The 14967-nt window shown below is 56.9% G+C and carries 11 protein-coding genes; 8 read left to right on the top strand and 3 right to left on the bottom strand.

The window, feature by feature from the left end; all coding sequences use genetic code 11:
- Nucleotides 1–29 precede the first annotated feature (29 nt).
- Together QVF11_RS13565 and QVF11_RS13560 are read left to right on the top strand one after the other, a co-directional pair.
- Entirely contained in the window at nt 30–137 is a 108-nt protein-coding gene (locus QVF11_RS13565; protein ID WP_110276214.1) for a type I toxin-antitoxin system toxin Ldr family protein, read from the top strand.
- Between the two features lie 370 nt (nt 138–507).
- Nucleotides 508–615 carry a type I toxin-antitoxin system toxin Ldr family protein gene (locus QVF11_RS13560; RefSeq protein WP_110276214.1) on the top strand — a complete coding sequence of 36 codons (108 nt, stop codon included), beginning with the start codon at nt 508–510 and terminating at the stop codon, nt 613–615.
- Nucleotides 616–699: 84 nt separating this feature from the next.
- Here QVF11_RS13560 and bcsG read toward each other — a convergent pair whose 3' ends face one another.
- From bcsG to bcsE, 3 genes are read right to left on the bottom strand one after another with little or no spacing between them, the layout of a single operon-like run.
- Nucleotides 700–2376: a cellulose biosynthesis protein BcsG gene (gene bcsG / locus QVF11_RS13555; RefSeq protein WP_287857457.1), complete on the bottom strand. Its 1677-nt coding sequence runs from the start codon at nt 2374–2376 to the stop codon at nt 700–702.
- Nucleotides 2373–2570 (bottom strand): cellulose biosynthesis protein BcsF, encoded by a 198-nt coding sequence (gene bcsF, locus QVF11_RS13550; protein ID WP_110276212.1) that lies wholly within the window; start codon nt 2568–2570, stop codon nt 2373–2375. The genes bcsG and bcsF overlap by 4 nt, the downstream gene beginning before the upstream one ends.
- Complete coding sequence (gene bcsE, locus QVF11_RS13545; protein ID WP_287857453.1) at nt 2567–4123, bottom strand: cellulose biosynthesis protein BcsE; 1557 nt, start codon at nt 4121–4123, stop codon at nt 2567–2569. Before bcsE ends, bcsF begins: the two co-directional genes overlap by 4 nt.
- A 167-nt stretch (nt 4124–4290) precedes the next feature.
- On the opposite strand from bcsE, the gene bcsR reads away from it, so the two are divergent.
- The 6 genes from bcsR to bcsC are packed head-to-tail and all read left to right on the top strand — an operon-like array spanning nt 4291 to nt 14785.
- Nucleotides 4291–4479 (top strand): cellulose biosynthesis protein BcsR, encoded by a 189-nt coding sequence (gene bcsR / locus QVF11_RS13540; protein WP_004106713.1) that lies wholly within the window; start codon nt 4291–4293, stop codon nt 4477–4479.
- A gap of 11 nt (nt 4480–4490) precedes the next feature.
- Entirely contained in the window at nt 4491–5228 is a 738-nt protein-coding gene (gene bcsQ / locus QVF11_RS13535) for a cellulose biosynthesis protein BcsQ (RefSeq protein WP_287857450.1), read from the top strand.
- Complete coding sequence (gene bcsA, locus QVF11_RS13530; RefSeq protein ID WP_287857448.1) at nt 5225–7843, top strand: UDP-forming cellulose synthase catalytic subunit; 2619 nt, start codon at nt 5225–5227, stop codon at nt 7841–7843. The genes bcsQ and bcsA overlap by 4 nt, the downstream gene beginning before the upstream one ends.
- 10 nt (nt 7844–7853) lie before the next feature.
- Nucleotides 7854–10205, top strand: coding sequence for a cellulose biosynthesis cyclic di-GMP-binding regulatory protein BcsB (gene bcsB, locus QVF11_RS13525; RefSeq protein ID WP_287857446.1), 2352 nt, complete (start codon nt 7854–7856; stop codon nt 10203–10205).
- Nucleotides 10206–10208: 3 nt separating this feature from the next.
- On the top strand, nt 10209–11318 hold the full coding sequence (bcsZ, locus tag QVF11_RS13520; protein ID WP_287857444.1) for a cellulose synthase complex periplasmic endoglucanase BcsZ: 1110 nt from the start codon (nt 10209–10211) through the stop codon (nt 11316–11318).
- Entirely contained in the window at nt 11300–14785 is a 3486-nt protein-coding gene (gene bcsC, locus QVF11_RS13515; RefSeq protein WP_287857442.1) for a cellulose synthase complex outer membrane protein BcsC, read from the top strand. The genes bcsZ and bcsC overlap by 19 nt, the downstream gene beginning before the upstream one ends.
- Nucleotides 14786–14967 lie beyond the last annotated feature (182 nt).

The raw sequence follows: 14967 nt of genomic DNA, 5'->3' as shown, positions 1-14967 counted from the left end.
ACGGTTGCCATTGCAACAAAGGCGGCTGTATGACGCTCGCTCAGTTAGGCCTGGTGCTCTGGGACGATCTGGCGGCTCCGGTGCTGGCTGGCATTCTTGTCAGTATCATCGTGAGCCGGATGGATAACCGGAAGTAACCGGCCTGTGGGCATCTGCCTGCCTTAATGGCAGCATGCGCCCGAACGGGGCCGCAGGGGTGAAACTCTGCGGCCTTTTTCGTTTATTGCAGCAACCCAAAATGATACTGGAAGGCGTCTCGCACGGTGCGTAATGGTGAGATGCGGGGGGCTGTTCGGGGCCGTAGAATCACCGGCAAGCCGGGCTCGCCCGGTGAGGCGCAATGTTGCGGGGGCTTGAACCCCGGCGGCATAGATGAATTGGTTGCTGGAAAGAGAAAACCCCCGCACGTTGTTTGGTAAAAACCTGGCAACGTATCGGGGGCTAACCTCGCATCTAGACAATTCGAGGATAGCCGCGAACGGTTGCCATTGCAACAAAGGCGGCTGTATGACGCTCGCTCAGTTAGGCCTGGTACTCTGGGACGATCTGGCGGCTCCGGTGCTGGCTGGCATTCTTGTCAGCATCATCGTGAGCCGGATGGATAACCGGAAGTAACCGGTCTGTGGGTATCTGCCTGCCTTAATGGCAGCATGCGCCCGAACGGGGCCGCAGGGGTAATATCCTGCGGCCTTTTTCGTTTTATTGTGGGTAAGGCACCCAGCTGCCGCCGTTTAGCTGGACATAAGGTTTACCTTGATACTGAATCACGATAGCGTTGGAGTTTTCCGAGACCGCCGCGCTCTGCGGCAGATTAGCAATATACTGCTGCCAGTTGATGTCGTTTTCGCCAAACATCTTGCCATCCAGTGCGCGAACTACCAGCTCCGAAACAGCCAGATAGCTACTTGGCTGATCTATTGTGATCGGCGCATCGGGATGCCGCGCCTTGATGCCGAAAAACTTCACCGCTGCCGGGACGTTGGTAATTGAGGGGCTTGGAATATCGCGCAGGCCGGAAACCTGCATTTTGTCGCCTTTCAATGCCGCACCGTGTTCCGGCACGACAATGACCATCACCTTACGACCTGATTTATCCAGCTCAGTGAAAAAACTGTCCAGCTCATCGAAGAACTTCTGCGCACGGGCTTTATAGTCTGCGGTTTTGCTCTGGCCCGGATAGTGGTTGCCATCATGCAGCGGCAGCGTGTTGTAGAAGGTTGCGGTGCGCGGTGTGTCCAGTTTATCCAGCGTCTGCAGCCAGCGGTTTAGCGTCGCCTGGTCGTCATAAACCGGTGAACCATCAAATCCTTGCAGAATCACCGGCAGGCCAGTTTGATCCATCAGTGGGCTCTGGATACCGCCCAACGAGCGAAGCTCTTTCAGGAAGTCGCCAAAGATACCGTTATGCCCAAGCATCAACTGCTGGGTAAAGCCCAGCTTTGCCAGGTTTTCAAACAGGTAGCATTCATTACCTGACGGCTGATACAGGTTAGCGTGAGAGAGTTGACCACAGCTGGCGCGCAGCAGGCGAGCCGCCGCCGGACCGCTGTAAGAGGTCGCTGAGTTAAAGTTTTTGAACAGCAGGTCGAAATGCTTCCACAGCGGGTGATCCATTAACCCGGCGGCTTCGATATCTGACCATGACAGAGAACAGATATTGATAATTAATACATCAAACGGCTGAGCGTCGGCCGGGAGCGCGTCAGGGAAAGGCGTTTTACGTTTCTGCTCAGAGGCATAAAAGGTATTTAGCCAGTTGGTCAGATTGGCCGACGTTGGCGACTCCGTTTGCGGTGGAATATCGTTATTTGCCGGGGCGGTATTGGTGGCGATAGCGGTACCGCCGCCGGTATTGGTTGCGGTATTTGCCGTCGCTGCCGTAGGTTGACCTGTTGGCCATAGGGTAAAAGAGGGCAGCAGCGGGCTAACAACCAGCCAGACCATGATCGCCGAGACAAAAACCGTCACCCGTAGCCATTGGCTGATAAACAGCCACAAGACCAGCAGGGCAAAGAACGCGCCAACCATATTCCAGTTGATAAAGCGGGTCACCAGATCCCAGATGTAGTCTGCGCTAAAGCCAGCAATCTGCGAACCCTGACTGAAGATGCTTTCCAGACCGGGTAGCCAGGTATCGTGCCAGAACAGCATAAAGCCCAGCGGGATCGCTATCCAGTGGCGCAGGCGGTGCAGCTTATACTGCGGAATTGGCACCAATAAGAAGGCGAGAAACACCAGGTTCAGCATCGAGTGAAAATTAAGGTATCCCGCCCACAGCAAAGCAAACTTCACCAGGAAGTAGAAGTTCCAGCCGGATAAGCCGCGCCAGTACCGCCAGAGCGGAAGCGATGCAGCGGTTGTTTTTGGATTGGTCATTTTGTTGATTTGCCTTGCCTGGATGCCGTTTCCCGGCGCAACACGCCAGCCGGTTTGACATAACGGGGTTTAAAGAACATCAGTCGTAACGTGGTACGAATACGCCGCTGGTAGTGGCGCGTCAGGTATCCCAGCGGGAAAAACAGCAGGGCGCACAGGACGACCAACTGAATAATATCGGCAATAGACATCATAGATTTAGCTCCCCATCGATGGATAAGCGATGTGGCTCAGGGTTTCGACGCCAGCTTCGCCCATCATGGGTCGCGTTGATGGTCTCATTCTTGCCCAGAGAAATAGGCAGAGGCGTGTTCCAGTTCGCTGGCATGATGCCGCGCATCAACATAATTTCAGCGGATATCTGCTTATCTTCAAACCAAATCATTCGGTTAGAGAAAATATCGCCGGTAGGCAAAGGGAAAATATGGTTTAACGCGGTATCGAGATCGTTTACGCGGCAAAACGACAGGAACAGCACCAGACGATTGTTACCAATAGTCATGATGTCGCCCATGCGGTTGGGTTTACACAGCGTCAGCGCCTGCTCGACGCGCAGGCCCGGTGCCGGACGTAGCGCCACCATTACGCCTTTGCTATCGGCGGGCAGCATGGTGTTAGCCATAATATTATGCACCGCTTCGCAGAAGGCATCCCACTTCTGGTAGCCGCGCAGTTTTAGCGGTTGACTCCAGGTGAGCAGGGTGGAGAAATCTTCCGGAATATGGCGGGTAAACTTCTGTTTCTGTACGCTTTCAATTAGCGTCAGGCAGCGCGAAAGCGGTGCGCTGCTGGGGATAACCATATTTGCGCCGCTGCTTAGCAAAAGTCGCTCATCGGTGGCGCGCAGGCTTGGGGTCTGCTCGCGAACGATCACTTTTAACGCGCTGCCGCGCTGGCGGCGCAGCGTGTGGATATAGCGTCCCAACTGCTCAATCTGCTCGTTTTGGGTAATGGAGAAGATAAGCGTCGCCGCCTGCGCCATCCGTCCGGCATTGAAAACAGCGTCGTTGGTATCGAATAGTTTCCAGTACTCGGAAAGTGCGGGCGCCCCTTCCAGTACTCGCAGGTTACTGAGGACGACCTTCTCGTCGCTGCGTGGCTGAACGACGGTTTCCTCATCCTGCGCCAGTCGCCAGCCATTTTCTTCGTGCAAAACAGTGAGTTGCTGCTGGGCGCTTATTCCTTTTTCGCTTCCCCACCAGGCAATATCAAACAGGTGGCTGTCACCCTGGTAACGAATACTTGCCAGACCGGCAAGAGAACGATACTCGCGTAATAAAGGGGAAAGCTGTTTATCGATATCATGCCCAGAATTAAGTACTAATAGGGAACAATGATGGTATTTAGCCCAGCGATATGATTTTTCAACCCAGTTGCATAATTCTTCACTTTTAATATTCTGCCAGGCGTTTTCGGCACATAGCAGAATAAATAAATAATTGCCAGGTTCGAGGGAACAAACTAAATCCCGGTGCATCTCCTCCAGGCCTTCAATGCGGTTTGGCATGGTAAATAATGCGACCTTTTCGGGACCAATATCTTTTTCTAATGAAATGATTTCTTTGGGGTTATCTCCCATAACGATCGCTGCCACTTGGCTTTTTTTATCCTGGGCAGCAAGCGTATGGTTAAGCAGGCTTACCGCGTCGACATGGCGGTCAACGTTAAGCCACCATACTCCACCAACGGGCATATGGCGTACTTCGTCCCATAATGATGAAATACCCAAAGAATATACGATATCCACGGCGTCCCTCGTGAGACCTGATTTACACTTGATCAGTTTACTAGCGAAAGCGCCAGAGTAAACCTAACATTGAAATTAAAGGACATCAGTTTTAGCATGTAAACCTAATTTAAGGATGAACAAATACCTCGTAGTTTAATTTATTGTATTTTCCAACGGACAGAGAAATGCCAGCAAAAGAGCCAGCTGTACCCACCGATGCGACTTTGGGTTACACCTTTCAAAATGATTTTCTGGCATTAAGCCGGGCATTTTCCCTGCCTGATATTGATTACCACGACATTTCCCGACGCGAGCAGTTAACCGCGGCGCTGAAACGCTGGCCATTACTGGCTGAATTAGCTGAGAAAAAGTAAGGAAGCCGTTGATGGCTATTCTGGGATTACAAGGCGTGCGCGGTGGCACTGGCACCACATCGATTACCGCTGCGCTAGCCTGGGCGCTGCAATTACTCGGGGAAACCGTACTGGTGGTTGATGCCAGCCCGGACAATATGCTGCGCTTTTTTTTCAACGTCGATTTTAGCCACAAAGTGGGCTGGGCGCGTGCGATGATCGACGGCGATGACTGGCGTGATGCCGGACTTCGCTACACTTCGCATATCGATCTGCTGCCGTTTGGTCAGCTCGAACCGGGTGAACGCGAGAATATTGACCAGCTTCAGTCGATGCTTTCGCCGATGGCCGAAATGGTGCAAAAGCTCCATCAGCAGGGCGCTCACCGCTGGCTGTTGATTGACCTGCCGGACGGCTATTCGCCGCTGACTCGCGCCTTAATCAACGTATGCGACCGCACGCTGGTGGTGGTCCATCCGGACGGTAACAGCCATATTCGCCTGCATCAGCAGGCATTACCGACGAATAGCGATATTCTGATCAACGATCTGCGCGTCGGCAGCCAGCTGCAGGAAGATTTGTATCAGCTGTGGCTGGAGAGTCAGCGCCGCATTTTGCCGGTGACGATTCATCGCGATGAGGCGATGGCGGAGTGTCTGGCGGCGAAGCAGCCGCTCGGCGAATATCGTCAGGATTCTCTGGCGGCGGAAGAGATACTCACGCTTGCCAACTGGTGCCTGCTGCACTATGTCGGCAAGGGGGCTGAATGATTCGCCTGAGTACCCTACTGCTGGCTCCACCGGTTGGCGAACGACTGAGCGAGCGCTATCGTGATTATCGTCGGCACGGTGCGTCGTGGCTGGCGGCCGCGTTGGGCTGCTTGTGGGCGTCATTGGCGTGGGCGTTTATGCCGCTGGAAACGCCGCGCTGGCAGGCGATTCGCGAGCGCCATGATGAATTTTTCCCGCATATCAATCCGCATCGCCCGCGCCCGCTGGACCCGATTCGCTACCTGCTGCAATCCTTATGGCTGCTGGCGACCCGGGTGCCGGAGCCGGATAAAAAGGTCAATTGGCGTTCGCTGGTCGCCCTCGAAGGTGTGCAGGGACGCTATGCGCAATGGCTGGAAAAGCTGCCGGAGAAGGTTAATGCCCGCACTAGCCATTTAGATAAACACAAAGAGCTGGCACACCTGAACCCGAAGCTGAGACGGTTGATTCTCGGCACGGTGACGTTTTTCTCGCTGATCCTGGCACTGCTCTGTATTACTCAGCCCTTTAATCCGCTGTCGCAGTTTATTTTCCTGCTGTTGCTGTGGGGCGTCGCGTTGCTGGTGCGCCGTATTCCAGGGCGCTTCTCAGCGCTGATGCTGATCGTGCTCTCGCTAACCGTTTCCTGTCGCTATATCTGGTGGCGTTACACCTCAACACTCAACTGGGATGACCCGGTAAGCCTGGTGTGTGGGATCATTCTGCTGTTCGCTGAAACCTATGCCTGGGTTGTGCTGGTGCTGGGCTATTTCCAGGTCGTCTGGCCGCTCAACCGCCAGCCGGTGCCGCTGCCGGAGGATATGGCGCAGTGGCCGACGGTGGATATCTTCGTGCCGACCTATAACGAAGACCTCAACGTGGTGAAAAACACCATTTATGCCTCGCAGGGGATCGACTGGCCGAAGGACAAGCTCAATATCTGGATCCTCGACGACGGCGGGCGCGAAGAGTTCCGCCAGTTCGCTAAAGACGTCGGGGTGCACTACATCGCGCGCACCACTCATGAACACGCGAAAGCCGGGAATATCAATAATGCGCTGAAGTACGCCAAAGGCGAGTTTGTGTCGATTTTCGACTGCGATCACGTGCCGACACGCTCATTCCTGCAAATGACCATGGGCTGGTTCCTGAAAGAGAAAGAACTGGCAATGATGCAGACGCCGCACCACTTCTTCTCCCCGGACCCGTTTGAACGCAACCTCGGGCGTTTTCGCAAAACGCCGAACGAAGGCACGCTGTTTTATGGCCTGGTGCAGGATGGTAACGACATGTGGGACGCCACCTTCTTCTGCGGCTCCTGCGCGGTAATCCGCCGCGGCCCGCTGGATGAAATTGGCGGTATCGCCGTGGAGACGGTGACTGAAGATGCCCATACCTCTCTGCGCCTGCATCGCCGCGGCCACACTTCCGCCTATATGCGTATTCCGCAGGCGGCCGGGCTGGCGACGGAGAGCCTGTCGGCGCATATCGGTCAGCGTATCCGCTGGGCGCGAGGGATGGTGCAGATTTTCCGTCTCGATAACCCGTTGTTTGGCAAAGGGCTGAAGCTGGCGCAGCGCGTCTGCTACGTCAACGCGATGCTGCACTTCCTGTCCGGTATTCCGCGCCTGATCTTCCTGACCGCGCCGCTGGCGTTTTTGCTGCTGCACGCCTATATCATTTACGCCCCCGCGCTGATGATTGCTCTGTTCGTTCTGCCGCATATGATTCACGCCAGCCTGACTAACTCGAAGATTCAGGGTAAATATCGCCACTCTTTCTGGAGTGAAATCTACGAAACGGTGCTGGCCTGGTATATCGCTCCGCCGACGTTTGTCGCGCTGATAAATCCGCACAAGGGCAAATTCAACGTCACCGCGAAGGGCGGGCTGGTGGAAGACGAGTACGTCGACTGGGTGATTTCTCGTCCCTATATCTACCTTGTGCTGTTGAATCTGGTCGGCGTCGTCGTGGGTATCTGGCGCTTTATGTACGGCCCGGAAAACGAAGTTCTGACCGTCTGGGTGAGTATCATCTGGGTGTTCTATAACCTGATTATTCTCGGCGGCGCGGTGGCCGTGTCGGTCGAAAGCAAGCAGGTGCGGCGCTCGCATCGTGTAGAGATGTCGATGCCGGCAGCGATTGCTCGCGAAGATGGCCATCTGTTTTCCTGCACCGTTCATGACTACTCCGACGGTGGGCTTGGCGTCAAAATTCACGGCGAGGCGCAGGTGCTGGAAGGCCAGCACGTCAAGCTGCTGCTCAAACGCGGGCAGCAGGAGTACAGCTTCCCTGTACGGGTTGCGCGGGTTAACGGCAGTGAAGTGGGTTTACAGCTGTTGCCGTTAAGCAATCGGCAGCATATTGATTTTGTGCAGTGTACGTTTGCCCGCGCAGATACGTGGGCGCTTTGGCAGGATAGCTTCCCGGAAGATAAACCGATGGAAAGCCTGCTGGATATCCTGAAGCTGGGATTCCGTGGATATCGTCACCTGGCGGAGTTTTCGCCGCCGTCGGTGAAGGTTATTTTCCGCTCGCTCACCATGCTGGTGGCCTGGGTTGTCTCGTTTATTCCGCGTCGTCCGGAACGTGCTGCGGCAATACTCTCGGCAGAACCGGCGATGGCTCAACAATGATGATAATGCGATGAACAAAAAACTCTCTTTGGTTTGTGCAGTAGCGGTGAGCATTGGCGGCTGGTCCTCCTTCGCCTCGTATGCGGAACCGACGGCAGCGGTAGCTGCGGCCCCGGAAGTGGCACAGACGACTACCGTGCCCGGTATTGCCGGGGTGGTTGCTGACAGCCAACCAACGGCGGCCCTTGCTGACCCGGCGGCCCCGGTGGTGATATTGGATAATGCTCCGACCCGCGACGTAAAGCTCACCTTTGCCAAAATCGCTCCGCCTCCGGGCAGTATGGTGCTGCGCGGCGCGCGTCCTGATGGCTCGGTAGACTTCGGTATGCGCAGTGATGAAGTGGTGGCGAAAGCGCTACTTAACCTCGACTACACGCCATCGCCGTCGCTGCTACCGATCCAGTCGCAACTGAAGGTCTATCTTAACGATGAGCTGATGGGCGTTTTGCCGGTCACCAAAGAGCAACTGGGCAAAAAAGTCAGTGCGCAGATCCCGATAGATCCGCTCTATATCACCGATTTTAACCGTGTGCGCCTGGAGTTCGTTGGCCACTATCGTGATGTCTGTGAAAACCCGGCCAGCAGTACCCTGTGGCTGGATGTGGGCCGCGAAAGCTATCTGGATTTAACCTATCAGTCGCTGAATGTGCGCAACGATCTCTCGCATTTTCCGGTCCCATTCTACGATTCCCGTGATAACCGCCAGCTGACGCTGCCAATGGTCTTTGCCTCTTCGCCGGATGTTCAGCAGCAGCAGGCGGCGGCGATTATCGCCTCGTGGTTCGGCAGCAAAGCGGGTTGGCGTGGCCAGCAGTTCCCGGTTCAGTTCAATACACTACCGGATCGTAATGCCATTGTTTTCGCCACCAACGATAAGCGCCCGGATTTCCTGCGCGAGCATCCGCCGGTCAACGCGCCGACCATTGAAATGATCGACCACCCGAACAATCCGTACGTCAAGCTACTGGTTGTATTCGGTCGTGATGATAAAGATCTGCTGCAGGCAGCGAAGGGGATTGCCCAAGGCAATATTCTGTTCCGCGGCAGCAGCGTGACGGTTGACGATGTGAAAGAGCTACAGGCACGTAAGCCTTACGATGCGCCAAATTGGGTGCGCACCGACCGGGCGGTGACCTTTGCCGAGCTGAAGACCTACGAACAGCAGCTGCAATCCAGCGGCCTGGTGCCGGATTCGATCAACGTGGCGCTAAACCTGCCGCCGGATCTGTACCTGCTGCGCGCCAACGGCATCGATATGAATCTGAACTATCGCTACACCATGCCGCCGATCAAAGACAGCTCGCGCATGGATATCAGCCTTAACGATCAGTTCTTGCAGTCGTTTAGCCTCAACAGTTCGCAGGATGTGAATAAACTGATTCTGCGTCTGCCGGTGCTGCAGGGGCTGCTGGACGGCAAAACGGAAGTCACGATCCCGGCATTGCGCCTCGGAGCGATGAACCAGCTGCGCTTTGATTTCCAGTATATGAACCCGATGCCCGGCGGCTCCATCGATAACTGCATTACCTTCCAGCCGGTGCAGAACCACGTGGTGATTGGCGACGATTCGACCATCGACTTCTCGAAGTACTATCACTTTATGGCGATGCCGGATCTGCGCGTGTTTGCCAACGCGGGCTTCCCGTATAGCCGGATGGCCGATCTGTCCGACACCCTGGTTGTGGTGCCCAAAACGCCGACTGAGGGCCAGGTTGCCACGCTGCTGGAGACCACCGGCGGCATCGGTGCGCAAACCGGTCTGGCGGCAATTAACCTGCGTATGACCGATGACGGCAGCCAGATTAAAGATAAAGATGCCGACCTGCTGCTGATTGGCTCTATTCCGCAGGCGCTTAAGGACGACACCAAAATTAACCTGCTGGTTGAAGCGACCAAAAGCTGGGTGAAAATGCCGATGCGCCACTACGACCTGGCAAGCATTTACCCTGACACCGAAGCCAGAACGCCGAATATCCGCACTGATATCACCTCGTCCGGACCGATGGCGGCGATTATCGGCTTCCAGTCGCCGTACAACGATCAGCGCAGCGTCGTGGCGCTGTTGGCTGATAGCCCGCGCGGCAACGAACTGCTGACCGCAGCGCTTAATGACAGCGGTAAACGCGCGGCGATGTTTGGCTCCGTTTCAGTGATCCGCGAATCGGGCGTCAATAGCCTGCGGGTGGGCGATGTTTACTATATCGGGCATCTGCCGTGGTTCGAACGCATCTGGTTTGCGCTCTCCAGCCACCCGGTACTGCTGGCGATTCTGGCGGCGGTCAGCATCGTACTGCTGGCATGGGTACTGTGGCGCATGCTGCGTATTATTAGCCGTCGTCGCCTCAGCCTTGATGATGAGTAATTGATGATGAGTGTGCTTCGTGGAGTGGTGCTGTCGGTACTGATGTTGGCGGCGGCGCAGGTGAGCGCCGCCTGCCGGTGGCCGGCCTGGGATCAGTTTAAAAAAGAGTATGTCAGCGCCGAAGGGCGGGTTATTGATCCCAGCGACTCGCGAAAAATTACCACTTCGGAAGGGCAAAGCTACGCGTTGTTCTTTGCTCTGGCGGCCAATGACCGTGACGGTTTTCGCAAGCTGTTTGAGTGGACGCAGAATAATCTTGCCGAGGGCGATCTGCGCGCACACCTGCCGGGCTGGCTATGGGGTAAAAAGAGCGATGACGAGTGGACGGTACTGGACAGCAACTCGGCATCGGACTCCGATTTATGGATAGCCTGGTCGTTGCTGGAGGCTGGACGCCTGTGGGAAACGCCGCAGTACACTGAAGTCGGTAAAGCGCTGCTGGCGCGGATTGCCGATGAAGAGATTGCGACGGTGCCGGGGCTCGGGCCGCTGGTGCTGCCGGGGAAAGTTGGCTTTGCTGATGATGGCGGCTGGCGTTTTAACCCCAGCTACCTGCCGCCACAGCTGGCGACCTACTTTGCCGCGTTTGGCGCTCCCTGGCCGAAGATACGCGACAGCAATCTGCGCCTGCTGCTGGAGACGGCGCCAAAAGGTTTCTCGCCTGACTGGGTGCGTTACGAAAAAGGTAAAGGCTGGCAGCTGAAAGCGGATAAACCGATTATCGGCAGCTATGACGCCATTCGCGTCTATCTGTGGGTCGGTATGCTCGACGATGGCGATAAGCAAAAAGCCCGCTTGCTGGCGCGCTTTAAACCGATGGAAGCCCAGACGGTGAGTCAGGGCGTGCCGCCGGAAAAAACCAATATCGCTACCGGTAAAACCAGCGGTAATGGCCCGGTTGGCTTCTCCGCTTCGTTGCTGCCGTTCTTGCAGAATGAAGACGCCCGGACCATTCAGCGCCAGCGCGTCGCCGATGATTACCCCGGCGCAGATGCTTACTACAGCGCGGTCCTGACCCTTTTTGGCCAGGGATGGGATCAACACCGTTTTCGCTTCACCGCCGGTGGTGAATTACGGCCTGACTGGAACCAGGAATGCACAAGTTCTCACTAAGCTTATTCACGCTCTCCTTAAGCGTCGCGCTGATGCCGCTGGCGCACGCCGCGAACACGCCGGCTCAGCAACATCTGCTGGAACAGGTTCGCCTCGGCGAGGCCAGCAATCGTGAGGATCTGGTGCGTCAGTCGCTGTACCGCCTGGAGTTGATTGATCCGAATAACCCGGACGTTGTCGCCGCGCGGATGCGCTATCTCCTGCGCCAGGGCGATACCGCCGGGGCGCAGAAACAGCTTGAGCGTCTGGCGAAACTGGCTCCGGAATCGACGGAACTTAAAGCCTCACGTAACGAGATGGATATCAGCACCGGCGATGGGCGCCAGGAGCTACAGCAGGCCCGCCTGCTGGGCGTTGCCGGGAAAGTTGATGAAGCGATTGCTGCTTACGAGAAGTTGTTCAACGGCGTACCGAGCGATGAAAACGCGGCGATTGAGTACTGGACGCTGGTGGCGCGTCTACCATCACGTCATAACGAGGGCGTCAATCAGCTGAAAAAACTCAATGCCAGCCTGCCGGGCAACGTCCAGCTGCAAACGGCGCTGGCGAAACAGATGTTTGGCGACAATAAGCCGGAAGAGGGATTCGCTTATCTTGAGCAGATGTCGCGCTCGGCGGCGGGCCGCGGTATTGCTGCCGACATGTGGTTTACGGAAGTGAAAAGCATGCCGGTCAGTAAGGCCAGCGTGCAGGCATTACAGCGGTTTCTGATGCAGTTCCCTACCGGTTCCGCCTCGGCGAATGCTCGGGTGCTGCTCGACCAACAGCAGACGCAGCTTAAAGATCCGACGTTCCGCGATCGTGCTGAAGGTCTGGCGGCGGTGAAAGCTGGAAAAGGTTCGGTGGCCGTCGCCGATTTGCAGCAAGCCGTGCGGGCGGATGCCAAAGACAGCGATGCGGTTGGCGCGTTAGGGCAGGCGTACTCCCAGCGCGGCGATCGGGCGCGGGCGGTTGCTCAGTTGAGTAAAGCCATCAAAATGGACCCGGATAGCCCGAGCCGCGACAAATGGGACAGCCTGCTCAAGACCAACCGCTACTGGCTGCTGATCAAGCAGGGCGACAATGCGCTGAAAAACGGCCAGTTGGCGCAGGCGCAAAATTATTACGCTCAGGCGCAGCGAGTAGACAATACCGACAGCTATGCGGTACTGGGGTTGGGAGACGTGGCGGCGGCGCGTAAAGAAAACGCGTCGGCGGAGCGTTACTACCAGCGCGCGCTGCGTATGGATCGCGGCAATAGCCTGGCGGTGCGCGGGCTGGCGAACCTGTATCGCGCCGAATCGCCGGAAAAAGCCAGCGCCTACATTGCCAGCCTGTCGCCGGGCCAGCGGCGCAGCATTGACGATATCGAGCGCAGCCTGACTAACGATCGGCTGGAGAAACAGGCCGAATTGCTGGAGAGCCAGGGCAACTGGGCGCAGGCAGCGGAAGTACAGCGCCGAAGGTTGGCGCTGGATCCGGATAGCGTATGGATTACCTACAGCCTGTCGCGGGATCTGGTCAGCGCGGGCAGCCGCAGCGAAGCCGATGCCCTGATGCGTGCGATGGTCAACCGCAAGCCCGGTGATGCCGACCGGATTTATGCTTATGGCCTCTACCTATCCGGTAACGATCAGGATGAGATGGCGCTGGCGCAGATTAACGCCCTACCGCGCGGGCAGTGGACGGACAATATTCGTGAGCTGGACGCGCGTTTGCAAAGCGACAAGGTCGTTCGTCAGGCGAACCAGTTGCGCGATGGCGGCCAGGAAGCGCAGGCCATTGTGCTGATCAAACAGCAGCCGACATCGGTGCGCTACGAGCTAACCCTTGCGGACTGGGCGCAGCAGCGCGGCGACAGCCGGACGGCGATAGCGGAATATCAGCAGGTACTCGGGCAAGAGCCGAGTAACGGCGATGCGCGTCTGGGCCTTGCGGAAGTCTATCTTGCCGATGGCGATAAAAATGCCGCTCGGGCCCAGGTGGCGCAGCTCAAGGGCGAGGATGTCGACTCCATCAATATGCAGCGACGCATTGCTCTGACACAGGCGGGTCTCGGCGATAGCGTTCAGGCGCAGCAAACTTTCGCCCGTATTGTTCCGCAGGCGAAAGCCCAGCCGCCGTCGATGGAAAGCGCGCTGGTGCTACGCGATGCCGCGCGCTTCCTGGCGCAAAACGGTGAGCCGCAGCAGGCGCTGGAGGGTTACAAAGATGCGATGGTGGCCTCCGGCGTGACCCGCGTGCGCCCGCAGGATAACGACACCTTCACGCGCCTGACGCGTAACGATAGCCGTGATGACTGGCTGAAGCGCGGGGTGCGTAGCGATGCAGCCGATCTGTATCGTCAGCAGGATCTGAACGTCACCCTTGAACATGATTATTGGGGATCCAGCGGCACCGGCGGCTATTCCGATCTGAAAGCGCACACCACGATGCTGCACGTGGACGCGCCGCTGGCCGACGGACGGATGTTCTTGCGTACCGACCTCGTCAATATGGATGCCGGTAGTTTTTCTACGGATAGCGACGGCAGCTACTCGCCGAGCTGGGGGACCTGTGGTGAAATCGCCTGTACTGGCGGTAGCAAACACCAAAGCGACAGCGGCGCCAGCGTCGCGGTGGGCTGGAAGAACGACACCTGGAGCGGTGATATCGGCACCACGCCGATGGGCTTTAACGTCGTCGATGTGGTGGGTGGCCTGAGCTACAGCAGCGATGTTGGCCCGCTGGGCTATACCGTAAACGTCCACCGTCGGCCCATTTCCAGCTCGCTGCTGGCCTTCGGTGGGCAGAAGGATAACGGTAATGATGGTCATACCGGTAAGACCTGGGGCGGTGTACGCGCCGACGGCGGCGGTCTCAGCCTGAGCTACGATAAAGGCGAAGCCAACGGGGTCTGGTCATCGCTGGGCGTTGACCAACTGACGGGGAAAAACGTCGCCGACAACTGGCGCGTGCGCTGGATGACCGGCTACTACTACAAAGTTATTAATGAAGATAACCGCCGGGTCACCGTCGGCCTGAACAATATGCTCTGGCACTACGATAAGGACCTCAGTGGCTATACCCTCGGTCAGGGCGGTTATTACAGCCCACAGGAATATGTCTCCTTCGCCGTGCCGGTGACCTGGCGTCAACGGACCGAGAACTGGTCCTGGGAGCTGGGCGGTTCCGTTTCCTGGTCCCATTCGCGGACCAAAACAGAAGCTCGCTATCCGCTGCTGAATTTGATTCCCTCACAGTATCGCAACGCAGCCAGCCAACTGACGGAAGAAGGCAGCAGTAGTTCGGGCGTCGGTTATACCGCCCGGGCGCTGGTTGAGCGGCGGGTGACCGGCAACTGGTTTGTTGGGGCGGCGGTGGATATTCAGCAGGCGAAGGATTACACCCCAAGCCATGCGTTGCTTTATGTTCGCTACTCGGCTTCCGGTTGGCAGGGCGATATGGATATCCCGCCGCAGCCGCTGGTCCCTTACGCCGACTGGTAGCAGATTAGCCTGAATTACGTGACTGGGCGTCACTCCACGACGCTCTTCGCGTATACTCGTCACACTTCGCCCGCCTTTGGCAATATCGCTCGTTTTTTCCCGGAGGCGCTGTGCTGACCGGGCTACGGGTCCGTGTGGTTTTGGGTTTAGGCGCATCGCGCCGCCTCCGGGAAGGCATCCCA

The organism is Klebsiella sp. (assembly GCF_027492335.1).
In the GTDB taxonomy this organism is placed as follows: Bacteria; Pseudomonadota; Gammaproteobacteria; order Enterobacterales; family Enterobacteriaceae; genus Klebsiella; species Klebsiella huaxiensis.
Note: the sequence above shows the minus strand (reverse complement) of the source record. Positions and strands in the feature narration are given on the sequence as shown.